This is a genomic window from Mesorhizobium sp. M7A.F.Ca.CA.004.04.2.1, from assembly GCF_004022825.1.
Classification (GTDB): Bacteria; Pseudomonadota; Alphaproteobacteria; order Rhizobiales; family Rhizobiaceae; genus Mesorhizobium.
This window is the reverse complement of the sequence record NZ_RZPH01001557.1, coordinates 1-818: the sequence shown is the minus strand read 5'-3', so window position 1 is coordinate 818 and position 818 is coordinate 1. Positions and strand designations below refer to the sequence as shown.

The window sequence follows — 818 nt, the reverse complement described above, 5'->3', positions numbered from 1 at the left end:
GTTCGGCGCTGTTCGCGGCCAGCGCCGTGATGCTCGCGCTTGCCGTGTTCGTCACCTGGGCGATCGTCGGCTCCAAATACGGCAAGCTCCTGATGGCGGTGCGCGATGCCGAGAGCCGCACGCGCTTCCTCGGCTGGCGGGCCGAGAACGTGAAACTGTTCGCCTTCACCGTCTCGGCTGTCATGGCCGGCATAGCCGGCGCGCTCTACGTGCCGCAGGTCGGCATCATCAATCCGGGCGAGTTCGAGCCGGCCAATTCGATTGAAGTCGTCGTCTGGGCGGCTGTCGGCGGGCGCGGCACCATCGTCGGACCGATCATCGGTGCGCTGCTGGTCAACGCCGGCAAATCCTGGTTCACCGGCGTGCTGCCGGAGTTCTGGCTGTTTGCACTGGGCGGGCTGTTCGTCGCCGTCACGCTTTTGCTGCCCAAAGGCATCATCGGCATGTGGGACAGTTGGCGCGGCAACGCCAAGGCGTTGCGGGCAGCTTCGATTGCCGAGGAAGCCGGCAGCGACCCCGACGTTCCGCCGCCGGCGAAAATCGTTCGCAGCGAGGCGAGAAAGCCCGGCGACTGGTCAGCCAGCAACCCCGAACCGCAGCCGGCGGAGTGAGCGACCATGTCAAAGTCGAACACGATCCTTTATCTCGACGGCGTCTCGGTCTCCTTCGATGGTTTTCGCGCCATCAACAATCTGTCGCTGGTGCTCGACAAGGGTGAGATGCGCGCCATCATCGGCCCCAACGGCGCCGGCAAGACGACGATGATGGACATCGTCACCGGCAAGACGCGGCCCGACGAAGGCGACGTGTTCTTCGAC

General features: G+C 65.0%; 1 protein-coding gene and 1 pseudogene. Both read left to right on the top strand.

Annotated elements, in window-relative coordinates:
* Nucleotides 1-611: pseudogene (locus tag EN893_RS36110) on the top strand (urea ABC transporter permease subunit UrtC); the annotation flags it as partial.
* 6 nt (nt 612-617) lie between these two features.
* Nucleotides 618-818, top strand: a 201-nt coding sequence (locus tag EN893_RS36105; RefSeq protein ID WP_128362272.1) for an ATP-binding cassette domain-containing protein, incomplete at its 3' end; no start/stop codon positions are given.